The organism is Streptomyces sp. NPDC017056 (genome assembly GCF_044332485.1).
GTDB lineage: Bacteria > Actinomycetota > Actinomycetes > Streptomycetales > Streptomycetaceae > Streptomyces.
In genome coordinates, this window is record NZ_JBIRPD010000011.1 from 223,450 (window position 1) to 246,017 (window position 22,568).

Genomic DNA, 22,568 nt, shown 5'->3' on the forward strand with positions numbered 1-22,568 from the left:
CCGCGGGCCCGCTCAGCTGCGGTTTGGGGCGATTGTCAGTGGGGCCGGATACGGTCTCGGATGTGTCAGCTCGCATCACCGACCCCGAGCAGCTCAAAGAGCTCCTCGGCATCCCGTTCACCCCGGAGCAGACGGCCTGCATCACCGCACCGCCCGCCCCGCAGGTCATCGTGGCCGGCGCCGGTTCCGGCAAGACCACGGTCATGGCCGCGCGCGTGGTGTGGCTGGTCGGTACGGGCCAGGTCGCCCCGGAGCAGGTCCTCGGGCTGACGTTCACGAACAAGGCCGCCGGCGAGCTGGCCGAGCGCGTCCGCAAGGCACTGGCGGCGGCCGGCGTGGGCGAACCGGCCGATCCGTTCGGCGCCGGCGCCCCGGAAGGCGGCCGGGCCGACGCGGACGGCGTCCCCGGCGAGCCCCGGATATCGACGTACCACTCCTTCGCCGGCCAGCTCCTCAAGGACCACGGCCTGCGCATCGGCCTGGAGCCCAGCGCCCGCCTGCTCGCCGACGCCACCCGCTTCCAGCTCGCCGCCCGGGTGCTGCGCGCCGCCCCCGGCCCGTACCCGGAGCTGACGAAGTCGCTGCCCGCGCTCGTGGAGGACCTGCTCGCGCTCGACGGCGAGCTGGCCGAGCACCTGGTGGAGCCGGACCGGCTGCTGGCGTACGACACCGGGCTGCTGGCCGCCCTGGAGCAAGTCAAGCTCTCCAACGCCGACCTGCGCAAGGTGCCCGAGACGGCCCGCGGGCGGCGGGAGCTGCTGGAGCTGGTCGGGTCCTACCGGCAGGAGAAGCGGCGGCGCGAGCTGCTGGACTTCGGCGACCAGATCGCCCTGTCGGCGACGCTCGCCACGACACGCGCCGAGGTGGGCGCGCAGCTGCGCGAGGAGTTCAAGGTCGTCCTCCTGGACGAGTACCAGGACACCTCCGTGGCCCAGCGGATCATGCTGTCCGGCCTGTTCGGCGGCGGCACGGGCCACGCGGTGACCGCCGTCGGCGACCCCTGCCAGGCCATCTACGGCTGGCGTGGCGCCTCCGTCGCCAACCTGGACGACTTCCCCGACCACTTCCCCTTCGCGGACGGCACCCCGGCCCGGCGCTTCGCCCTCAGCGAGAACCGCCGCAGCGGCGGCCGGCTGCTCGACCTGGCCAACGGCCTCGCCGCGCCGCTGCGCGGCATGCACGAGGGCGTCGAAGCGCTGCGCCCCGCGCCCGGCGCCGAGCGCGACGGCATGGTGCGCTGCGCGCTGCTGCCCACCCACGCGGAGGAGCTGACCTGGCTCGCCGACCGCATCGCCCACCTGGTGCGCACGGGCACCCAGCCCGGCGAGGTCGCCGTGCTGTGCCGGACCGCCGGCGACTTCGCCCGTATCCAGGGCGAGCTGGTCGCGCGGGAGGTCCCGGTCGAGGTCGTCGGCCTGTCCGGGCTGCTGCACCTGCCGGAGATCGCCGACCTGGTGGCGGTGTGCGAAGTCCTCCAGGACCCCACGGCCAACGCCGCCCTGGTACGGCTGCTGACCGGTCCGCGCTGGCGGATCGGCCCCCGCGACCTGGCCCTCCTGGGCCGTAGGGCGCGGCTGCTCGTCCACCGCGACGGCCGGTCCGAGGACCCCGACCGGCGGCTGGCCGAGGCCGTGGAGGGCGTGGACCCGGCCGAAACCGTCTCGCTCGCCGACGCCCTCGACACGTTCCTGGAGGCGGACGGGCGTCCCGACGACGAGCTGCCGTTCTCCCCCGAGGCGCGGGTCCGCTTCGCCTACCTGGCACGCGAGCTGCGCGACCTGCGCCGCTCCCTGGCCGACCCGCTGATGGACGTACTGCACCGGGTGCTGGCCGTCACCGGCCTGGAGGTCGAGCTGTCCGCCTCCCCGCACGCCCTCGCGGCCCGCCGCCGGGAGACCCTGGGCACCTTCCTGGACATCGCGGCCGGCTTCGCCGCCAAGCAGGGCGGCGCCGCCCTGGACGGCGACGCCACGCTCCTCGCCTTCCTGGGCTTCCTGCGCACGGCCGTCCAGCACGAGAAGGGCCTGGACAGCTCCCTGCCCGGCGGCGAGAACACGGTCAAGGTGCTCACCGCGCACAAGTCCAAGGGCCTGGAGTGGGACGTGGTCGCCGTCCCCGGCCTGGTCGGCAAGCAGTTCCCCAGCGAGCAGTCCCGCGACTCCTGGCTCACGCAGCCCAAGGTCCTGCCGCACGCCCTGCGCGGCGACGCGGCGACGCTGCCGGACGTGGCCGACTGGAGCAGCCGCGGCGTGAAGTCCTTCAAGGAGGCGATGAAGGACCACCAGTCGGTCGAGGAACTGCGCCTCGGCTATGTGACCTTCACCCGCCCCCGCTCCCTGCTCCTCGGCTCCGGCCACTGGTGGGGCCCCGACCAGAAGCGGCCACGCGGCCCGTCCGCCTTCCTGGAGGCGCTGCGCGCACACTGCGAAGCGGGCCACGGCGAGATCGAGGAGTGGGCCGAGGCGCCGGGGGAGGGCGCGGAGAACCCGTCGTTGAAGGCGGCGGAAGCCGAGCTGGAGTGGCCGCTGCCGTTGGACGCGGCGGCGACCGGGCGCCGCCGCGCCGCCGCCGCGGCGGTCCGCGCGTACCTGGACCGGATGCCGGCGGACGGCGCCGCCACGCCGCCGCACGCCACCGCCGCCGACGGGACCGAGGCCGCAGCCGCCCACGACGCCCCGCACCCCGCCTCGGGCGGCGGATCCGCCGCCGTCCCCGGGCAGGCGCCGCCCGTCCACGACCCGGAGTGGCCGCCACCGCCCGAGGACGACCCGTACGAGGAGGCGTACGCGGACACCGGCGCGTACGCCGACGAGCCCCCGCGGGAACCCGGCACCGCACCCCTCCCCGCTCCCGCCCCCGCCCCCGACCCCGAATCCACTCCCGAGCACGACCTCGCCGACTGGGACGCCTGGACCGCCGAACGGCCCGCGCACCCGCAGGACACGGGCCTACGCACCGAAGACGGGCGCGCCCGCGTACCGGCACAGGCCACCGCCCCGGAAGCGGCCCCGGCGCCCGGTGCGGCGCCCGCCCTCCTCCCCGAGGAGCGCCGCACCGTGGCCTCCTGGGACCGCGACCTGGACGCGCTCGCCGACGAGCTGCGCCGCGCCCGCGCCACCGTCCACGACGTGCCCCTGCCGGCCTCGCTCAGCGCCTCGCAGCTGCTGTGGCTGGCGTCCGACCCCGACGGCTTCACCCGGGAACTGGCCCGGCCCATGCCGCACCCGCCGCGGCCCGCCGCACGCCGCGGCACCCGCTTCCACGCCTGGGTCGAGTCCCGCTTCGAGGAGCTGACGCTGCCCTTGCTCGGCCCCGAGGAGCTGCCCGGCGGCGCGTACGGCCACGAGGCGCTCGCGCAGGAGGCGGCCGGCGAGGCGGCACCGATCACGGACGAAGACGACCTGGAAGCCCTCAAGGAAGCCTTCGCCCGCACCCCGTACGCCCGGCGCACCCCGTACCGCATCGAGGCCCCCGTACAGCTGACCCTCGCGGGCCGGGTGGTCCGCGGCCGCATCGACGCCGTCTACCGCACCCGCGGCCCCGAAGGCGACCGGTACGAAATCATCGACTGGAAGACCCACCACGCGCAGACCGCCGACCCGCTCCAACTCGCCCTCTACCGGGTGGCCTGGGCCGAGCGGCACGGCCTGCCGCTGTCCGCCGTCGACGCCGCGTTCCTGTATGTGCGCAGCGGGGAGACGGTCCGGCCCCCGCACCTGCCGGACCGCGCCGGCCTGGAGCGCATCCTGCTCGGCGAGCACGGGCCGGCGGCCGGCGAGGAAGGGGGCGGCGGCGGTGACCGGACCGACGAGACCGGCGGCGGACCGCGCCCCGCGGCCGGATAGGCTCGGAGCCATGAGCACCACCTCGGACAGCGCCGTCCGCGCGTACATCGACGTCCACCGCGAAGCCTTCCTCGACGACCTCGCCGCCTGGCTGCGCATCCCCTCGGTCTCCGCCGACCCGGAGCGCGCCGACGACGTACGCCGTAGTGCCGAATGGCTGGCCGGCCGGCTCACCGCGACGGGCTTCCCCACCGCCGAGATCTGGGAGACGGACGGCGCTCCCGCCGTCTTCGCCGAGTGGCCCTCCGGGGACCCGACGGCCCCCACCGTGCTCGTCTACGGTCACCACGACGTGCAGCCCGCCGCCCGCGAGGACGGCTGGCACACCGACCCCTTCGAGCCGCAGATCACCGACGGCAAGCTGTACGCGCGCGGCGCCGCCGACGACAAGGGACAGGTGTTCTTCCACACACTCGGCGTGCGCGCCCACCTCGCCGCGACCGGCCGCACCGCGCCCGCCGTCAACCTCAAGCTGCTCATCGAGGGCGAGGAGGAGTCCGGCTCCCCGAACTTCCCGGCCCTGATCACCAAGTACGCGGACCGCCTCGCCTGCGACGCGGTGATCGTCTCCGACACCGGCATGTGGTCCAAGGACACCCCGACCGTCTGCACCGGCATGCGCGGCCTCACCGACTGCCAGATCGACCTGTACGGCCCCGACCAGGACCTCCACTCCGGCTCCTTCGGCGGCGCGGTGCCCAACCCCGCCACCGAGGCCGCCCGCCTGGCCGCCGCGCTGCACGACGACGACCGCCGCGTCGCGGTCCCCGGCTTCTACGACGGCATCGTCGAGCTGACCGACCGCGAGCGCGAGCTCTTCGCCGAGCTGCCCTTCGACGAGTCCGAGTGGCTGCGCACGGCCCATTCGCACGCCGCGCTCGGCGAGACCGGCCACAGCACCCTGGAGCGCATCTGGGCCCGCCCCACCGCCGAGGTCAACGGCATCAGCGGCGGCTACCAGGGCCCCGGCGGCAAGACGATCGTGCCGTCCGCCGCCCAGCTGAAGCTGTCCTTCCGCCTGGTCGCCGGCCAGGACACGGACGCGATCCAGCAGGCCGTACGGGACTGGGCCGCCGCCCGCCTGCCCGACGGCATCCGCCACGAGATCACCTTCTGGGGCGCCACCCGCCCCTGCCTGACCCCGCTCGACCACCCCGCCCTGCAATCCGTCGTACGGGCCATGGGCCGCGCCTTCGGCCAGAAGATCCGCTACACCCGCGAGGGATGCTCGGGCCCGGCCGCCGACCTCCAGGACGTCCTCGGCGTGCCGGTGCTCTTCCTCGGCATATCCATCCCCTCGGACGGCTGGCACGCGCCGAACGAGAAGGTCGAACTGGACCTGCTGATGAAGGGCGTCGAGACCGCCGCGCACCTGTGGGGCGACCTGGCGGAGAACTGGCGTGCCGCTTGACCCGTGACACAGGCTCCGACCGGGCCGTACCGGCAGCCGCGCCCGTGCCCCGGCCGGCGGCCCGCCCGGTGACCTGCTCCGCGGCCAGGGTGCGGGCCCGCCCCCGGGTGGCGGTGGCCGCCCGCACGCCACCGCCGGGCCCGCGCCCGAGCCGTACCACTCGTACCACCCTTGCCGCCCGGACCGCCGCCCGCCGGGCGACCGCACCCGCAGCCGGCAATCACCCACGCCATAGGGGGAGTTGGAAACCGCAGTGACCACCTGGACCGACCACAGCGCCGACCGGCCGATCACCTTCAGCGCACCGAGCGGCATCGACAGAGCCGCCCACCACCGCCTCGACGAGGCATGGCTCGCGGCCGCCTGGAGCCACCCGACGACGCGCGTCTTCGTGGTCTCCGGAGGCCAGGCCCTGGTCGACGACACCCCCGACGGCCGCACCGAACTGGTCATGACGCCGTCCTTCGAGGCGCCACTCACCGAGACGCACCGCTACTTCCTCGGCACCGACGAGGACGGCGTCCGCTACTTCGCGCTCCAGAAGGACTCGCTGCCGGGGCGCATGGACCAGTCCGCGCGCCCCGCCGGCCTGCGCGAGGCGGGCCTCCTGCTCTCCCCGCGCGACGCCGGGCTGCTCGTCCACGCCGTCGCCCTGGAGAACTGGCAGCGCCTGCACCGCTTCTGCTCCCGCTGCGGCGAGCGCACCGTCATCGCGGCCGCCGGCCACATCCGCCGCTGCCCCGCCTGCGGCGCCGAGCACTACCCGCGCACCGACCCGGCCGTGATCATGCTCGTCACGGACGAGGAGGACCGCGCCCTCCTCGGCCGCCAGGTCCACTGGCCGGAAGGCCGCTTCTCCACCCTCGCCGGCTTCGTCGAGCCGGGCGAGTCCATCGAGCAGTCGGTGGCCCGCGAGGTCTTCGAGGAGGCGGGCGTCGTCGTCGGCGACGTCGAATACGTCGCCAGCCAGCCGTGGCCCTTCCCGTCCAGCCTGATGCTGGGCTTCATGGCCCGCGCCACGTCCTCCGACATCCAGGTCGACGGCGAGGAGATCGAAGAGGCCCGCTGGTTCTCCCGCGAAGACCTCCGCGCCGCCTTCGAATCCGGCGAGGTCCTCCCCCCGTACGGCATCTCCATCGCCGCCCGCCTCATCGAACTCTGGTACGGCAAGCCCCTGCCGAAGCCGTAGCCCGCGCCTGACGCCGGGGCCCTACGGGGCCCCGGCGACACGCCGCCAAAGACATGCCCCTCGACGCTCACATCGAAAGCGGAATCTCCCGCTGGTGCGCGTCCCGCACATGCCGCCGAAACCGCACCCGGGCATCCACCTCCACCGAGGGATCCCGGCTCTCCCGCCCTTCGGTTTCGAGCGCTTTCAGCAGCTCACACGTTTCGCATGCGTCCGTCGGATTTTCTGTCATGCCGACACGATCGACCCGTACGAGGCCCTCGCCCAGTGGCATACCTAGGGGCAAGTTCCGGTGAACCGCCGTTTGTTGTTCTCCGATACGGCGAGGGGGAGAGCATCATGGGTCCATGCCCATCGGGGAGCTGATCAGGAACCTGCGCCAAGCTCGCGGCTGGAGCCAGGGGCGCCTGGCGTCGGAGATCAACAAGGCGTTCGGCGCCGGGCTGACGCGTGAGTACGTGAGCCGGTGGGAATGCTCCAAGGTCGCGCCGGGGGCCTACCACCTGCGCCACTTGTCGGCCGTTCTGGACGTTCCGCTGGCCGTCCTTGAGGGGGAAGCGGACCGGCGTACCTTCATCAGCGACATCGTTGCCACCGCGATAGCTCCCGTCGTGGCATCGGACCTGCTCAGCGTGGGATTTGCCGCACGCCTGCGCGGCGGCCCGTCGGCGGAACACTGGGAAGCCACGCTGGCCGCGTACGGCACCGACTACATGTCGACGGGGGCTGCCGACATCCAGCGCCGGGTGGCCGGCGAGCTGGTCGTGGTGCAGCAGCAGCTCGACGACCCCCGCCTGTGGTCGGTGGCCGCGCGGCTCATGACCTTGTACGCCAAGACGTTCCCCGGCTCGGACGGCTCCAAGGCCGTCTCCTGGTACCGCACGGCTGCCCGGGCCGCCGACCGGTCCGGAGACGAGCGGGCTCGCGTGTGGGTGCGCGGCCGGGCTGCGATCGCCCTTGGCTACGAGGGCGCTTCCCTGGGCGTCGCGGACATACTGGCGGACCAGGCCATGGCGATCTCCGGGAAGCCGTCTCTCGGGCTCGTGAACGCCGTGATGGGGAAGGCCCACGCAGCAGCCGTTCGAGGCGACGGAACAACCGCCGTACGCCTTGCCGACCAAGGCCGCCGCCTCTTCGACCGGGTCGGCAGCCACGAGCAGACGTCGGACTACGCGGTCCCCTGGTGGCGTATGAACGTCTTCCTGTCGCTGCTGCTCGCCCGTCTGGGGGACGAGAAGGGGGCGGTCGAGGCCCAGGAGCAGGCCCGTCGCGAGCTTCCGGTGAGTCTGCCGAGGTTTGCCACGCACCTGGAGATGCACCGGGGGCTGATGCTGGCACGGTCCGGTGACCGTGCCGGGGGAGTGGCCTACGCGCGGGCGGCGCTGGACGCGCTGCCGTCCGAGAAGCACTCGCTCACGCTGCGGATGCTCATGGACGAGGTCAGGGCATGACGAATCCCCCGGCCGTGGTGGCCGGGGGAGTCAGCCGGGTGCGCCGACGGCTCAGGCGGCGCCGAGGGCCTGCTTGACCTGGGCCAAGGACGGGTTGGTCAGGGTGGAGCCGTCGGGGAAGAGGACCGTGGGGACGGTCTGGTTGCCGCCGTTGGCCTTCTCCACGAAGGCCGCGGACTCGGGGTCCTGCTCGATGTTGATCTCGGTGTACGCGATTCCCTCGCGGTCCATCTGGCCCTTCAGCCGGCGGCAGTAGCCGCACCAGGTGGTGCTGTACATCGTCACAGTGCCCGCCATGGGTCCTCGCGCTCCTTCAAGCTCGGCGTGTATGCAGAAGGGGAACGCCTGCCCGGCCCGGACCATTCCCGTCCGCCCCGGACCGCTCCGGTAAGCGTACGGCTTCGCTTCCGTAGACCCGCGTATTCGTATGACCGGACGGTGGCGGCTGTGGACGACTTTCCCGGCTGCCCCGCTCGACCTGGCAGCATGGCGGGGTGACAGCAGCATCGGACTCCACTCTCTTCCCTCAGGTTGCGGCCGCGACCCAGTTCCCGGCCACGCCCGAGGGTGCCGACGCGGTGCTCGACGGCCTCGACCCCGAGCAGCGCGAGGTCGCCACGGCGCTGCACGGCCCCGTGTGCGTCCTGGCGGGCGCCGGGACGGGCAAGACCCGTGCGATCACCCACCGCATCGCGTACGGCGTCCGGGCGGGCATCCTGCAGCCGTCCACGGTGCTCGCCGTCACGTTCACCGCCCGCGCGGCGGGGGAGATGCGCGGGCGGCTGCGGCAGCTGGGCGCCGGCGGGGTCCAGGCCCGTACGTTCCACTCCGCCGCCCTGCGCCAGCTCCAGTACTTCTGGCCCAAGGCGGTCGGCGGTGACGTGCCGCGGCTGCTGGAGCGCAAGGTCCAGCTGGTCGCCGAGGCCGCCGCCCGCTGCCGCGTCCGCCTGGACCGCAACGAGCTGCGCGACGTCACGGGCGAGATCGAGTGGTCCAAGGTCACCCAGACCGTGCCCGCCGACTATCCGGCCGCCGTCCACAAGGCGGGCCGCGAGGCCCCCCGGGACCCGGCCGAGATCGGGCAGATCTACGGGACGTACGAGCAGCTCAAGCGCGACCGGGGAACCATCGATTTCGAGGACGTGCTGCTGCTGACGGTCGGCGTCCTACAGGACCGGCACGACATCGCCGAGCAGGTCCGCGCCCAGTACCAGCACTTCGTCGTGGACGAGTACCAGGACGTCAGCCCGCTCCAGCAGCGGCTGCTGGACCTGTGGCTCGGCGACCGCGACAACCTGTGCGTCGTCGGCGACGCCAGCCAGACGATCTACAGCTTCACCGGCGCCACGCCCGAACACCTGCTGAACTTCCGCACCCGCCATCCGAACGCGACGGTCGTCAAGCTGGTCCGCGACTACCGTTCCACCCCCCAGGTCGTGCACCTCGCCAACGGCCTGCTGTCCCAGGCGCGCGGCCGCGCCGCCGAGCACCGCCTGGAGCTGGTCTCGCAGCGGGACGCGGGCCCCGAGCCGGCGTATGTGGAGTACGGCGACGAGCCCGCGGAGGCGGAGGGCACCGCCCGCCGTATCCGCGACCTGATCGCCTCCGGCGTGCCGGCGAGCGAGATAGCGGTCCTCTTCCGCATCAACGCCCAGTCCGAGGTCTACGAGCAGGCCCTCGCCGACCTCGGCGTGCCCTACCAGCTGCGCGGGGCCGAGCGGTTCTTCGAGCGGCCCGAGGTGCGCGAGGCGGGCGTCAAGCTGCGCGGCGCCGCCCGCTTCGGCGCCAACGACGCACTCCTCGACGACGCCGTGGACCTCCCGTCCGAGGTGCGGGCGGTGCTGAGCGACATGGGCTGGACGAGCGTGCCGCCGGCCGGGTCGGGCGCCGTACGGGACCGCTGGGAGTCGCTGGCCGCGCTGGTCCGCCTCGCCGAGGACTTCGCCAAGGCCCGACCGGAGGCCACCCTCGCCGATCTCGTCGCCGAGCTGGACGAGCGGGCCAACGCCCAGCACGCACCGACCGTCGAAGGTGTGACGCTCGCCTCATTCCACGCGGCCAAGGGCTTGGAGTGGGACGCCGTCTTCCTGGTCGGCCTCACCGAGGGCATGATGCCGATCACATACGCCAAGTCGGACGAGCAGGTCGAGGAGGAGCGCCGGCTGCTGTACGTCGGCGTGACCCGGGCCCGCCTGCACCTGAGCCTGTCGTGGTCCCTGTCGCGCTCTCCGGGGGGCCGGGCGGTCCGGCGCCCCAGCCGCTTCCTGGACGGCCTGCGGCCCGGCTCCGGGGCCGCCGGGCGGCGTACGGCGGCCGCCGCCGCGGGCGGCGTCGACCGGGGCAGCGGTGCCGCCAAGGGGGCGGGCAGGCGCCGCAGCCGGACCCCGGCCCGCTGCCGGGTCTGCGGCAAGACGCTCACCGACGCGGGCGAGATGAAGCTCATGCGCTGCGACGACTGCCCCTGCGACCTCGACGAGGCGTTGTACGAACGGCTGCGCGACTGGCGGGCCGAGCGGGCACGGCAGCTGGGCCAGCCCGCGTACTGCGTCTTCACCGACAAGACCCTGATGGCGATCGCCGAGGCCGTTCCGGGAACTGAAGGGGAGCTGGCGGGCATCCCCGGAGTGGGGGGACGCAAGCTGGGCAGGTTCGGCTCCGACGTCCTCGCGCTGTGCGCAGGTGAGGAGCTCGCCCCGGCAGCGGGGGAGCCGTCACCGGACGATCTTCCGGAGGGTGGTGCAAGAAGCTCCGGAAAGTCGTCAGAAAAATAGTTTGCGCGCGCGGAGCGCATCCCCATAGCCTTCACAGGCACGAAGACAACGGGCCTTCCGGGATCCGCTGGATTCGTGTTGTACTGAACAAGCTCGGACCGGATTTTCCGGTCCGCCGAGACGCCGAGAGGAGGCGAGACCAGTGATCAGCTTCATCGAGACCCAGAAAATGACCGATCGTTCGGTCGTCGCCACCTGCCTGCTCGACGTCTCGTTCCTGGGCACCGGTGTGTCCGGCTCCGGCCGGGTGTCCGGTCTTGAGGTCTCGCCTGCCGCTTCCTTGGCGCTGATGCCCCAGGCCAAGCGCGACGAGCGACCGACCCAGGCACCCGCAGCAGCAGTAGCGGCACTGGCAGCGAATGCGCATGCCTTTGACCGCGCGGCGGCCAACGGTGCCGAATCCCGGAAGCAGTACCAGACGCAGCAGGACACGTGGGCCCACCGCGGGCACGAACCCTGGAGAGATCCAGCCTGATCGGCACGATCAGGTCGGCACCTTCCAGGGCCGCGGAACCCACACCGGGATCCGCGGCCCTTTTGTTTTGCCAATGAGCCCAGCCACCAGCCGGGCCGAACAGACGAGGAACACACCACCGTGCAACTCCAGACGCACACCCCGTCCGTCGCCACCGACCTGATCCCCCCGCCCGACTCCCAGGAGACCCCTTTGCTGCCCCTCACCGAGCTCGACGACGAGATCGACCGACTCGGCGCCGCCGTGCCGTGCCGTACCTACGACCCCGAGGTCTTCTTCGCCGAGACCCCGGCCGACGTGGAGTACGCCAAGTCCCTGTGCCAGACCTGTCCGGTGCGCGAGGCATGTCTCGCCGGCGCCAAGGACCGCCGCGAGCCGTGGGGTGTCTGGGGCGGCGAGCTCTTCGTCCAGGGCGTCGTGGTGCCCCGCAAGCGTCCGCGTGGCCGTCCGCGCAAGAACCCGGTCGCGGCATGAACCTCCGCGGCACCTACACCAGCGGCACCGGAACGATCGACCGTCCCGCCAAACGGGACCCCCAGAAGCAGGACCCGATGAACCCCACCCTCACCGAAACACCCGCACCCGTGAACTCCGGCGTGATCGAGTCGCGCCAGAACAGGACCCGTGAAATGCAACTCATCCCAGAAGCCCTGGCCCGGGCGCATATGCAAGAGCGCCTCAAGGAGGCCGAGTCCGAACGCAGGGCCCAGAGCCTCGTCACGGCGCGGCGCATGCAGCGCCGTGCCGAGCGGGCGTCGCTGCGTGCCCGGCGTGCCTTGGCCATGGCCGTCATGCAGTGATCCACCGGCAGCCCGGCGCCCGAACGGTGCCGGGTTCTCCCGGCGGTGTCACCGCCGCATCCTGCGACAACGCAACACCACCAGAACCAGGGGCTGTCCAAGCGGGCAGCCCCTGGGGCGTTGTGCCCCCTTTCCCGGCGGTGACGGGGATATTGTCGGCTGATGAACCAGAAGACGTACGAACAGGCGGACTTGACCACCGAGAACGCGCAGTGTGCGCAGTGCGGCGCCACGGCCGACGGCACCCCGCCCACCTGGACATGCACCATCGGCAACGGCACCCGGCAGCACCTCTGCGACGCCTGTACCCGCCTCAACCTCCGCACCATCGAGTCCCACTTGGACCCGATCGCGACGCGGTAGTCAGGCCGGTGCCCTGGTCAGGCCGATGTCTCCTCGGTGGTCCGGCTCTGCCCGGGAACGGACGGTGCGGACTCCCCGTCCGGGGCGAAGCCAGGGAGCCAGGCCTCCAGCTCGTCACGCATGCGGACGGTGGCACCCAACTGGCACAGGACGCCGATGGTGCTCAACGTCACACGGTGTATGAGGAGGTAGGAGGGGGGCAGGTTGAGCCGGCGGCCCAGTTGGTAGGCGGGGGAGCGGGGGTCGGCGATGCGCGCGGCCTGGTTGCGCATCCAGGAACGGGTGAAGGTGAACTCGTCCGCCTGGGCCGGCTCGATGATCGGTAGCAGGTAGTCCAGCACCGCGTCCGGGTCCAGCTCGATCGACTCCTTGACGAAGCCCTCCGCGCATAGCAGCTCGTAGACCGCCTCGGCCCGGCCGTCGAGCGTCATGCGCAGCGAGGTGCCGATGGTCGCGGGCAGGCCGTCCGGCAGCCGGTCGACCGTGCCGAAGTCCAGGACGCCCAACCGCCACTTCTCCGCCGGGCCGTCGGGGTGGTCGCCGGTCAGCAGCCGGAAGTTCCCGGGGTGGGGGTCGGCGTGCAGCAGACCCGTGCGGGCGGTGCCCGAGAAGAGGAAGCGGGCGAGGAGCTGCCCGGCCCGGTCGCGTTCCTCCGTGGTGCCGTTCGCGATGACCTCCGAGAGGGGGACGCCGTCCATCCACTCGGTCACCAGGATCTGCTCGCCCTGGTGGACCACGGCGGGCACCATGACGTCGGGATCGTCGGCGAACTCGTCGGCGTGCGCCTGCTGTGCCTCGGCCTCCAGCGCGTAGTCGAGCTCCTCGGAGACCCGGTCGCGCAGCTCGGAGATCAGCGGCTTGATGTCCATGCCGGGGATCAGCGGCCCGAGCAGCCGGGCGAACCGGCCCAGTTGCGACAGGTCGGACAGGAGGGCGGCTCCCGCTCCCGGGTACTGCACCTTGACGGCCACCTCGCGCCCGTCGTGCCAGACCGCGCGGTGCACCTGCCCGATCGAGGCGGCGGCCGAGGGTTTGTCCTCGAACTCCGTGAACAGCTCGCGCCAGTCCGCGCCCAGCCGCTCCGCCAGCACCGTGTGCACCGTGTCCGTCGGCATCGGCGGCGCGGCTTCCTGGAGCTTGGTGAGCGCGGCGCGGTACGGGCCGGCGATCTCCTCGGGCAGCGCCGACTCGAAGACGGACAGCGCCTGCCCGAACTTCATGGCGCCGCCCTTCAGCTCGCCGAGGACGCGGAACAGCTGTTCGGCGGTCCGCTGTTGGAGCTCGCGGCCGACGATGTCCGCCGACCTGCCGCCGATCCGCTTGCCCAGCCCCCAGGTGGCGCGGCCGGCGAATCCCAGTGGCAGCGCGGCCAGCTTGGCGGTGCGGGTGACCGCCTTGCGGGGAAGATCTGACATTCGCCCCTCCAACTCACACTGTCCCCAACCGGGGTTACTCCGCCATTGTTGCGTGTCGCGCACGAGGATCCGAGGCACCCGTGGCGCCGGCCGTCTCCGCAGCGCCACAGCCGCACTCGGGATGCGGCGCGATCCGTACCGTCTGCCAGCCCGCACAGGGCTGGGCGAGTTCCATCCGGGCGCCCGTGCAGGGCGGCAGCCCGCCGTCCAGGAACGCCAGCGCCTGTATGGCGGCCAGCCCCGCCACCGTCGCCGCCAGCGCCGCGTCGCAGGCCGGCACGGCCGGTGAACCGCGCCCCGACCGCCATTGGGCGAGCAGCCGCGGCCAGGCCGGCTCCGCGTCCGTACGCCGCAGCTCCAAGCAGCCGGCGCAGGAGGAGGCGCCCGGCAGGACCAGTGGGCCCACCACTCCCGTGCCCTCGACGACCCCGGCGAACACATGCGGGATGCCGGCGGTCAGCAGGGGCTCGCACAGGACCGGGTCGGGCGCGTAGGCGGCGAGGCCGTCGCGCGGCGTGATCACGACGAGCGCCAGACCCGGGTCGCCCTCGTCCGGCGGCCCGCTCCCGGACCGGGATCCGCGCGACCAGGGCGAGGAGCGGTGGACCAGGCTGCGGGCGGCCGTGTCGCGGCGTACGCCGATGTGCTCGGCCCGGACGCCGCCGGGGACGACGTCCCAGGGCTCGACCTTCCCGCCGTCCTGTACCTCCACCCGGCCGATTCCCGCCGCCGACAGCAGTGCCGCGACCGAGGCGCCCACCCGTCCCGCGCCGCGCACGCGCGCCCGTATGGCGCGGCGCGCCCCCATCCGCTCCAGTCCGCCCGCGGCCTCGGGATGCCGCACGGACAGCGATGCCAGGTCGGGACGGAGCCGCCCGAAGGCCGTGGCGTCCGCGCGCACCGTCTCGGCCGCCGGGCCGCCCGCCGACGGGGCGTCCAGCAGCCCCGCCTGCCCCAGCCGCTCCACCACCCGCCGCGCGTGCCCGGCGGGCAGGCCGAGCGCCCCGGCCGCGTCCACCAGCTGTTCCATGCTGCGCGTGCCGTCGATCAGCGCCAGGAAACTGCCGGTCGCCGTGTCCACCGGGCCCAGCTCCACCGCGTGTGCCGGGGCCACCCCGAACCGCACCGTCTCCCGGTCCCGCCATCCGCGCCGCAGCGCGGGCTTGAGCATCGGATACATGAATCCGTCCCCCGTCGATCGGATCTCGTCCAGCGGGTTTCAGCATGCCCCCGCCGCCGGGCGGGCGCCGGAAGTTATCCACAGCCACCGGGGAATAGTCGTACAAGCCGTGTCTGCCTTTGAGCGTTTCGGGTGTCCGGCAAAAACCCGGCGACGGGACTTCACGCAGGGGCAGCGGGTAACGTCGGGGCGTGCCCGCCGACCCTTTGCGCCGTGCCGCAGATCCCCAACACAGGACCGCCACGCGCCCCGCGACCGGTGGCCCCGGCACGAGCGCGGTCGAAGTGCGCAGAAGCTCGCGGCGGCGCCGGACGGTCTCCGCGTACCGCGAGGGCGACCGCACCATCGTCCTGATCCCGGCCCGGATGTCCGAGGCCGAGGAGCGGCGCTGGGTGACGGTGATGCTGGACAAGCTCGCCGCCCAGGAGAGCAGGCGCAAACCCGGCGACGGCGAGCTGGCCGAGCGCGCGGAGCGGCTGTCGGACCAGTACCTGGGCGGCCGGGCCCGGCCGGCCACGGTGCGCTGGGTGACCAACCAGAACACGCGCTGGGGCTCCTGCACGCCAGCCGAGGGCAGCATCCGCCTCTCGCACCGCCTCCAGGGCATGCCGGAGTACGTGATCGACTACGTGCTCCTGCACGAGCTGGCCCACCTTCTCGTCCCCGGCCACGGCCGGCGCTTCTGGCAGCTCCTGGAGTCGTATCCGCGCACGGAGCGTGCGCGCGGCTACCTCGAAGGGGTGGCCGCGGCGGAGCGGCTGCCGCATTTGCCCGCGGCCCGTACGGAATAGGGACGGTTCCGGCCGGTTCGGCCGCGCCCCGGCATCGCCCGCTGTCGGCGGCAGCGGTTAGCCTGACGCGCAACGTCATCAGAGCGCAAAGCGGGAGCGGGGGACGGTCGTTACGTATGGCCAGGGAATTCCAGCGGGGCCACAAGGCCAGGATCAGTGACCTGACGGCCGGGACGGATCTGTACGTAGGCGTGCAGATCGCCGGTTCCGGACTGACCTTCGACATCAGCTGCTTCGGTCTCGACGCTGACGAGCGGCTCTCCGACGACCGGTACTTCGTCTTCTTCAACCAGCCCGCGTCGCCCGAGGGGTCGATCCAGCTGCTGGGCGCCCAGGCGGGCGACACCGAGTCCTTCCGGGTCACGCTCGACCGGATACCGCAGCACATCCGGAAGCTCTCCTTCACCGCCACGGTGGACGGCGCGGGCCAGATGTCCCAGGTCGGCCCCGGCTACCTGCGCATCGTCGCAGGCGGCGAGGAAGTCGCCCGCTACGCGTTCAACGGCGCCGAGTTCACCACCGAGCGCGCCGTCATGCTCGGCGACTTCTACCTGAAGGACGTGTGGCGCTTCGCCGCGGTCGGGCAGGGCTTCGACGGCGGCCTGGAGGCGCTGCTGAAGAACTTCGGCGGCGAGGTCGCGGAGGAGGAGCCCGCGGCAGCGCCCGAGCCGGCGCCGCAGGGCGGTGTGCCGGGCTTCGCGCCGCCCGCCGCCGCCGAGCCGGCCCCGGGCTTCGCCGCCCCGGCCCCCGCCGCACCGCAGCCCGCCCCCGCCTTCGGCGCACCTCAGGGTGCACCTCAAGGCGCCCCGCAGGGCCAACAGCCCCCGGCCCCGCCCCAGCCGCAGGTCCCGGCCCAGGCCCAGCCGCCCCAGCCGCCGACCCCGCAGCTGCACGGCGCGCCGACCATCGCGGCCCCGATGGCGCCGCCCGGCGCACCGCACGGCCAGCCCGCCCCGTTCCCCGGCCAGCAGCCGCCGCCCGGCCACGCCCCGTACCAGCAGACACCGGCGCCCCCGTACGGCCAGCCTGGACAGCCGCCGCAGGCGCCTCCCCAGGCGCCTTACGGACAGCCGGGCGGCCAGTTCCCCGGCCAGCAGCCCCCAGCCCCGTACGGCGCCCCTCAGGGGCAGCCCGGCGCATACGGCCAGCCGCAGGTCCCGAGCGCGGGCCCCGGCCTCAGCGTCGCCCTGGAGAAGTACCGCGAGGCCCCCACGGGGCAGCGGTGGACGCCGCAGAACGCGAAGCTGATCCGCGCCGACCTCGGGATCGACGGACAGCCGGTGCTCGCCCGCCAAGGCAGCATGGTCCTCTACCAGGGCAAGGTCGACTTCAGCTACAAGGGCGCCGGCATCCGCGGCCGCATCGTGGGCAACGCCACCGGCCAGGAGATGCAGCTGATGCGCTGCACGGGCCAGGGCCAGGTGTTCTTCGCGGACAACAGCGCCCACGTGCACCCGATCGAGCTCCAGGGCGACGCGATCTGTGTGTCGGCCGAGAGCGTCCTCGCCTTCGACGAGTCGCTCCAGCACGAGGTCCGCCGCATCGAAGGGCACGGCATCCCGGGCGGCGCGCTGTTCACCATGCAGTTCCAGGGGACCGGCACGATCGTCGTCAAGACCCAGGGCACCCCGGTCGTCCTTCCGGTCACACCGACCACCTTCGTGGACGCCAACGCCATCGTCGCCTGGTCGGCCGCCTCGCAGGTGATCGTCTCCAGCCAGGTGAGCCTGCGCCGCGCCGCGTATCCGGGACACTCGGGCGAGACCGTGAACCTCCAGTTCCGCGGCGCGCCCGGCAATTTCGTCGTCGTCCAGCCCTACGAGGTCTGAGGGAGCCCGTCATGTTCGAACAGCAAGCCACGGGCTACGCCCCGACCGCGCCCGCCGCGCGCATGGAGAACCACGGCAACGCGATGGTGAAGATCGCCATGCAGAGCGGCCAGGACGTCTTCGCCCGGACCGGCTCGATGGTCGCCTACGAGGGCTTCGTCCAGTACGAGCCGAATCCGCCGGCGGTGCGCCAGATGGCCTCCCAGTGGCTGACCGGCGAGGGCGCCCCCCTGATGAAGTGCACCGGCGACGGCCTGCTCTACCTCGCCGACTACGGCGCGGACGTCGTCTGCATCAACCTCGACGGCGACTCGATCTCCGTCAACGGCACCAACCTCCTGGCCTTCGACGCCCACCTCCAGTGGGGCGTGCAGCGCGTCAAGGGCATGGCGAAGTTCGCCGGACAGGGGCTCTTCAACGTGGGCATCTCGGGCACCGGCTGGGTCGCGCTGACCTCCCGCGGCACCCCGATCGTGGTGGACTGCGGCCGCGGCGAGGACGAGACGTACGTCGATCCCGACGCGCTCGTCGCCTGGTCGACCAACCTGAAGATGAAGGGCAAGCGCAGCTTCAAGGCGTCCTCGATGATCGGGCGCGGCAGTGGCGAGGCGTACCAGCTCGGCTTCTCCGGCCAGGGCTTCGTCGTCGTACAGCCCAGTGAGGACAGCACCGACCGGCTCCGGGCCCGGGGCTGAGGGGGAGGACGTCAAGCCATCATGCAGAGTCCGCTTTTCGCCTACACCGAGGCACAGACCCAGGACCGGTACGTCCTGCAGAACCCGCAGCTGCTGCGGGTCGCCCTACAGGGCCACGAGGACCTGCTCGCCCGTAAGGGCGCCATGGTCGCCTACCAGGGACTGCTGGAGTTCGACGGCAACTACCAGACGCCGGGCCAGCAGCACGCCCGCGCGATGTCCGGCGAGGGCCTGGACCTGATGCGCGTCTCCGGGCAGGGCACGGTCTACCTGGCCAACCTCGCCCAGTACGTGCACGTCATGGACGTCGACCACGACGGCCTGACCGTGGACAGCAGCTATGTGCTGGCGCTGGATTCGGGCCTCCACTGGGAGGTGATCTCGGTGGACAGCCAGCACGGGATCTCCGGCACGGGCAAGTACCAGCTCAACATCTCCGGCCGGGGCAAGGTCGTGCTGATGACCTCGGGCCAGCCGCTGATGATGCAGGTCACCCCCGACAAGTACGTCAACGCCGACGCCGACGCGGTGGTGGCCTGGTCCGCCTCGCTGCGGGTGCAGATGCAGGCGCAGACGCACTCCTCGGGCGTGTGGCGGCGCCGCGGCGGGACGGGGGAGGGCTGGGAGCTGAGCTTCCTGGGACAGGGCTACGCGCTCGTCCAGCCCAGCGAGCTGCTGCCGCCGCAGAACGCCGTCATCGGGTCCGGCCTGGCCGCCCAGTTCGGCATGGGGCAGCAGGGCGCCCACGGGCAGAACCAGGGCAACATCTTCAGCAACTGAGGCGCGCGGGCCGCGCGCCCCGCGCATCGGCCCGCCATGCGCCTGTACCGGCCACCGTGCGCTCCTCGCCAGGAGGGCCGCACGGTGGCCGAACGCGTCTTAGAGAAGCGCGCGCGTGCGCTCCACGAGGCGTACGACCGAGTCGTCCGCCACGTCCGCGACCTGCGCGTACGGGAACCACCGCAGGTCCAGCGACTCGTCGCTGATCACCGCCTCGGCCCCTTCCGGCGCCAGCGCCGCATACTGCACGTCCAAGTGCCAGGCGCACGGTGTGTGGTGCCGGTCCAGCCGCACCGGCCCGCCCAGCAGCGTCAGCCCGGAGGCGATCCCGGACTCCTCGCGCGCCTCGCGCAGCGCCGCGTCCGCCAGCGTGGCGTCCTCCGGCTCGCAGTGCCCGCCCATCTGGAGCCACATTTTCAGCTTGCGGTGCAGCGTGAGCAGCACCCGCCCGCGCGCCGGGTCGATCACCAGGGCGCTGGCCGTGATGTGCCCGGCCTTGCACGGCTTGCCCATGCCGTCCGGGTAGGTGGCCAGGTGATCCAGGTAGGAGAGCCGCAGCCGCTCCTGCTCAGGGGACGTTGCGGGCCACTCCTTGAGGACCCGCGCCGCGTCGTCGTGAAGGGTCACTTGCCGCCGTCGCCCTTGCCGTCTTCGTCCCCGGGCTTGCCGCCCTCCTCGGGGCCGCCCTGGCCGCCGCCCTCGCCGGTCTCCTTCGTCAGGTCCGGCTTCGCGGCGCCGCCGGCGGCCTCGCCGAGCATCTTGTCCAGCTCGGAGAAGTCCATCTGCTCGTGGTGGACAAACCCGTCCGGGTCGTCCAGGTCGGCGGCCGTCGGCAGCATGTCGGGGTGCTCCCACAGCGCGTCGCGGCCGTCCAGGCCCCGCGCGTCCGTCAGGGAGGCCCACAGCCGCGAGGCGTCCCGCAGGCGCCGCGGACGCAGCTCCAGGCCGATGAGCGTGGCGAAGGTCTGCTCGGCGGGGCCGCCGGTCGCCCGGCGCCGCCGCAGCGTCTCGCGCAGCGCGTCGGCGGACGGCAGGTGCGGGGAGGCCGCGGCGTGCACCACCGCGTCCACCCAGCCCTCCACGAGGGCCAGCGCCGTCTCCAGGCGGGCCAGCGCCGCCTTCTGCTCCGGGGTGTCCTCGGGCTGGAACATGCCCTGCTGCAGGGCGTTCTGCAGCTCCTCGGGGTGCTGCGGGTCGAGCTGGCCGACCACGTCCTCCAGCTTGGTCGTGTCGACCTTGATGCCGCGGGCGTAGCCCTCGACGGCGCCGAACAGGTGCGAGCGCAGCCACGGCACGTGCGCGAAGAGCCGCTGGTGGGCGGCCTCGCGCAGCGCCAGGTAGAGCCGCACCTCCTCCTCGGGGACGCCGAGCCCGGAGCCGAAGTTGGCGATGTTGGCGGGCAGCAGCGCGGCCTTGCCGGCCGGCCCCAGCGGCAGCCCCACGTCCGTCGAGCCGACGACCTCGCCGGCCAGGACGCCCAGCGCCTGCCCGATCTGCGTACCGAACATCGCGCCGCCCATGGAGCGCATCATGCCGAGCAGCGGGCCCGCCATGGCCTGCATCTCCTCGGGCAGCACGTCGCCCATGGCCGCGCCGACGCGCTCCGCGACCGGGTCCACCAGGTCCTTCCAGACCGGCAGGGTCTCCTCGACCCACTCGGCGCGGCTCCACGACAGGACCGTGCCGGCGCCCGACGGCAGCGACGTCACACCGTCCAGCCACAGGTCGGCGAGGCGTACGGCCTCCTCGACGGCGGCCCGCTCACCGGGGGCGACGCTCGCGTCCTTGGTGCCGTCCTCGGCACCCTGCGCGACGGTCTGCCGCGCGATGTCCTTGGCCATGTCCCAGTTCACCGGGCCGCCCTCGTACGAGAGCATCTGGCCGAGCTTCTGGAAGGCGGCGCCAAGGTCGCCAGGGTTCATCTCGCCACCAGGACCGCCCATGCCGCCGAAGAGCGCCGCGAACGGGTTGTCCGCGCCGCCGCTCCCGCCGCCGAATCCGAACGGGTTCGCGGGGCCCTGGCTACCTCCCTGGCCGCCCTTCTTCTTGCCGTTGTCGCCGTCCTCCGGCTCCTCCGGCGGAAGGCCGAATCCAAATGGGGTGTCACTCACGGGTTTCCTCGGCTCGTAGGGCCGCCGGCCCGGGGCCGGCGGCGGCTGCCCGACATTCTCTTCCAGCCTAGACACCTGTCCCGCTTCGGGGCTCGGTGCTTCGCCGTCCCGGCGCCTGCGGCAGGATGGACGCCACCTGGTACGTACGCGTCAGCACGCCTACGCACTGAAGACAACCGCTGGAGACGCCCGGTGAGTTCCCCAGATCCGACCGTTCGCGCAGCGCGAAACGCTGCGGCCGAGACCGAGAAGGCAAGCAAGGAGGCGCCCGGCACGCCCGGCAGGCCGCTGCGCCGCCCCGTCGTGGCCGTCACCGGCGCCGCCTCCGGCGTGGGCGCCCTGCTGACCCAGGCCCTGACCGAGTCCGACGAGGTCAAGCAGGTGGTGGCCATCGACGAGCGGCGCGGCGAGGCCGCCGAGGCGCACTGGCACGTCCTGGACGTACGGGACCCGGCCATCGCCGACAAGCTGCGCGGCGCCGACGTCGTCGTACACCTGGCCGTCGACCTGGACCTGGAGACCGACGCCGCGGCCCGTACTGCGTACAACGTGCGCGGTACGCAGACGGTCCTCACGGCCGCCGCGGCCGCCGGCGTGCACCGGGTCGTGCTCTGCACCTCCGCCATGGTCTACGGCGCACTTCCGGACAACGACGTACCGCTGGCCGAGGACGCCGAGCTGCGGGCCACCGCCGACGCCACCGGGGTCGGCGACCTCCTGGAGATCGAGCGCCTGGCGCACCGCGCGCCCCGCGCGCACCCCGGCCTGAACGTCACCGTCCTGCGCCCCACCGTCCTGGTGGGCGGCACGGACACCGCGCTGACCCGGTACTTCGAGTCGCCGCGGCTGCTGGTCGTCGCGGGATCCCGCCCCGCCTGGCAGTTCTGCCACGTGGAAGACCTGGTCAGCGCCCTGCAGTACGCCGCGCTGGAGAAGGTCGAGGGTGAGCTGGCGGTGGGCTGCGACGGGTGGCTGGAGCAGGAGGAGGTCGAGGAGCTGACCGGCATCCGGCGCATGGAGCTGCCGTCCTCGGTGGCGCTCGGCGCCGCCGCCCGGCTGCACCGCATCGGCCTCACGCCGTCGCCCGCCGGCGACCTCGCGTACACGATGCACCCGTGGGTGGTCAGCGGCAGCCGCCTCCACGAGGCGGGCTGGCGTCCCCGGTGGACGAACGAGGAGGTGCTCGCCGAGCTGCTGGAGGAGGTGGCGGGCCGGCACACGGTCGCGGGCCGCCGCCTGGGCCGCAAGGACGCCACCGCGGCGGGCGCGGCCGGCGCGACGGTCGCCCTCCTGGGCACCGCGGCCCTGGTGCGCCGCGCCCGCAAGGCCCGGCGCCGCATCTGACGCGACGGCCCCGGCCGCGTACGGCCGCCGTTCCCGCCGGTGTCCTGTAGGAGCCTCCATACGGCTTCGCGTGGTCCCGGTGGAACGGCCATGGCCCGCGCCGCCTCCGAGTACGGCA

General features: G+C 73.1%; 20 protein-coding genes. 14 read left to right on the plus strand and 6 right to left on the minus strand.

Annotation, left to right across the window (positions count from 1 at the left end; translation table 11 throughout):
- The first annotated feature begins 62 nt into the window (after positions 1-62).
- From ACH4OW_RS21890 to nudC, 3 genes are all read left to right on the plus strand, one after another.
- Complete coding sequence (locus ACH4OW_RS21890) at positions 63-3,845, plus strand: UvrD-helicase domain-containing protein (RefSeq protein WP_398029703.1); 3,783 nt, start codon at positions 63-65, stop codon at positions 3,843-3,845.
- A 10-nt stretch (positions 3,846-3,855) separates the two neighbouring features.
- A complete protein-coding gene (locus ACH4OW_RS21895) occupies positions 3,856-5,256 on the plus strand; it encodes a dipeptidase (protein ID WP_398029704.1) in 1,401 nt (466 codons plus the stop codon).
- Positions 5,257-5,509: 253 nt separating this feature from the next.
- Positions 5,510-6,445, plus strand: a complete 936-nt coding sequence (gene nudC / locus ACH4OW_RS21900; protein ID WP_360133256.1) for an NAD(+) diphosphatase — start codon at positions 5,510-5,512, stop codon at positions 6,443-6,445.
- A gap of 67 nt (positions 6,446-6,512) precedes the next feature.
- On the opposite strand, the gene ACH4OW_RS21905 is transcribed toward nudC, so the two are convergent.
- Positions 6,513-6,677, minus strand: coding sequence for a hypothetical protein (locus ACH4OW_RS21905; RefSeq protein WP_398029705.1), 165 nt, complete (start codon positions 6,675-6,677; stop codon positions 6,513-6,515).
- 115 nt (positions 6,678-6,792) lie between these two features.
- On the opposite strand from ACH4OW_RS21905, the gene ACH4OW_RS21910 reads away from it, so the two are divergent.
- Entirely contained in the window at positions 6,793-7,896 is a 1,104-nt protein-coding gene (locus tag ACH4OW_RS21910; RefSeq protein ID WP_398029706.1) for a helix-turn-helix domain-containing protein, read from the plus strand.
- Positions 7,897-7,947: 51 nt separating this feature from the next.
- On the opposite strand, the gene ACH4OW_RS21915 is transcribed toward ACH4OW_RS21910, so the two are convergent.
- Complete coding sequence (locus tag ACH4OW_RS21915) at positions 7,948-8,193, minus strand: mycoredoxin (protein WP_360133249.1); 246 nt, start codon at positions 8,191-8,193, stop codon at positions 7,948-7,950.
- A gap of 197 nt (positions 8,194-8,390) precedes the next feature.
- Here ACH4OW_RS21915 and ACH4OW_RS21920 point away from each other — a divergent pair, with 197 nt between their 5' ends.
- The 5 genes from ACH4OW_RS21920 (at position 8,391) to ACH4OW_RS21940 (ending at position 12,305) form a co-directional block, all read left to right on the plus strand.
- Entirely contained in the window at positions 8,391-10,667 is a 2,277-nt protein-coding gene (locus ACH4OW_RS21920; protein WP_398029707.1) for an ATP-dependent DNA helicase UvrD2, read from the plus strand.
- Positions 10,668-10,809: 142 nt separating this feature from the next.
- The gene (locus ACH4OW_RS21925; protein ID WP_398029708.1) at positions 10,810-11,142 is read left to right on the plus strand and encodes a hypothetical protein; all 333 of its coding nucleotides are present in this window, start codon (positions 10,810-10,812) and stop codon (positions 11,140-11,142) included.
- Between the two features lie 120 nt (positions 11,143-11,262).
- Positions 11,263-11,616, plus strand: a complete 354-nt coding sequence (locus tag ACH4OW_RS21930) for a WhiB family transcriptional regulator (RefSeq protein ID WP_003984433.1) — start codon at positions 11,263-11,265, stop codon at positions 11,614-11,616.
- Positions 11,613-11,942 (plus strand): hypothetical protein, encoded by a 330-nt coding sequence (locus tag ACH4OW_RS21935; RefSeq protein WP_360133240.1) that lies wholly within the window; start codon positions 11,613-11,615, stop codon positions 11,940-11,942. Before ACH4OW_RS21930 ends, ACH4OW_RS21935 begins: the two co-directional genes overlap by 4 nt.
- 162 nt (positions 11,943-12,104) lie before the next feature.
- Complete coding sequence (locus tag ACH4OW_RS21940) at positions 12,105-12,305, plus strand: hypothetical protein (protein ID WP_398029709.1); 201 nt, start codon at positions 12,105-12,107, stop codon at positions 12,303-12,305.
- A 17-nt stretch (positions 12,306-12,322) separates the two neighbouring features.
- On the opposite strand, the gene ACH4OW_RS21945 is transcribed toward ACH4OW_RS21940, so the two are convergent.
- Both ACH4OW_RS21945 and ACH4OW_RS21950 read right to left on the minus strand, forming a co-directional pair.
- On the minus strand, positions 12,323-13,720 hold the full coding sequence (locus ACH4OW_RS21945; RefSeq protein ID WP_398029710.1) for an ABC1 kinase family protein: 1,398 nt from the start codon (positions 13,718-13,720) through the stop codon (positions 12,323-12,325).
- A 34-nt stretch (positions 13,721-13,754) separates the two neighbouring features.
- Complete coding sequence (locus tag ACH4OW_RS21950) at positions 13,755-14,891, minus strand: ThiF family adenylyltransferase (protein ID WP_360133339.1); 1,137 nt, start codon at positions 14,889-14,891, stop codon at positions 13,755-13,757.
- A 200-nt stretch (positions 14,892-15,091) separates the two neighbouring features.
- Here ACH4OW_RS21950 and ACH4OW_RS21955 point away from each other — a divergent pair, with 200 nt between their 5' ends.
- The 4 genes from ACH4OW_RS21955 to ACH4OW_RS21970 all read left to right on the plus strand — a co-directional run bounded on the left by ACH4OW_RS21955 (position 15,092) and on the right by ACH4OW_RS21970 (position 18,995).
- Positions 15,092-15,691, plus strand: coding sequence for a M48 family metallopeptidase (locus tag ACH4OW_RS21955; protein WP_398029711.1), 600 nt, complete (start codon positions 15,092-15,094; stop codon positions 15,689-15,691).
- Positions 15,692-15,807: 116 nt separating this feature from the next.
- Positions 15,808-17,520 carry a TerD family protein gene (locus ACH4OW_RS21960; RefSeq protein ID WP_398029712.1) on the plus strand — a complete coding sequence of 571 codons (1,713 nt, stop codon included), beginning with the start codon at positions 15,808-15,810 and terminating at the stop codon, positions 17,518-17,520.
- A gap of 11 nt (positions 17,521-17,531) precedes the next feature.
- Positions 17,532-18,215 carry an AIM24 family protein gene (locus ACH4OW_RS21965; RefSeq protein ID WP_398029713.1) on the plus strand — a complete coding sequence of 228 codons (684 nt, stop codon included), beginning with the start codon at positions 17,532-17,534 and terminating at the stop codon, positions 18,213-18,215.
- A 21-nt stretch (positions 18,216-18,236) separates the two neighbouring features.
- A complete protein-coding gene (locus ACH4OW_RS21970; protein WP_398029714.1) occupies positions 18,237-18,995 on the plus strand; it encodes an AIM24 family protein in 759 nt (252 codons plus the stop codon).
- A 99-nt stretch (positions 18,996-19,094) separates the two neighbouring features.
- On the opposite strand, the gene ACH4OW_RS21975 is transcribed toward ACH4OW_RS21970, so the two are convergent.
- Positions 19,095-19,622, minus strand: coding sequence for an NUDIX hydrolase (locus tag ACH4OW_RS21975; protein WP_398029715.1), 528 nt, complete (start codon positions 19,620-19,622; stop codon positions 19,095-19,097).
- On the minus strand, positions 19,619-21,106 hold the full coding sequence (locus ACH4OW_RS21980; protein ID WP_360133216.1) for a zinc-dependent metalloprotease: 1,488 nt from the start codon (positions 21,104-21,106) through the stop codon (positions 19,619-19,621). The genes ACH4OW_RS21975 and ACH4OW_RS21980 overlap by 4 nt, the downstream gene beginning before the upstream one ends.
- Positions 21,107-21,298: 192 nt before the next feature.
- On the opposite strand from ACH4OW_RS21980, the gene ACH4OW_RS21985 reads away from it, so the two are divergent.
- Positions 21,299-22,450 carry an SDR family oxidoreductase gene (locus tag ACH4OW_RS21985; protein WP_398029716.1) on the plus strand — a complete coding sequence of 384 codons (1,152 nt, stop codon included), beginning with the start codon at positions 21,299-21,301 and terminating at the stop codon, positions 22,448-22,450.
- The last annotated feature ends 118 nt before the right edge of the window (positions 22,451-22,568 follow it).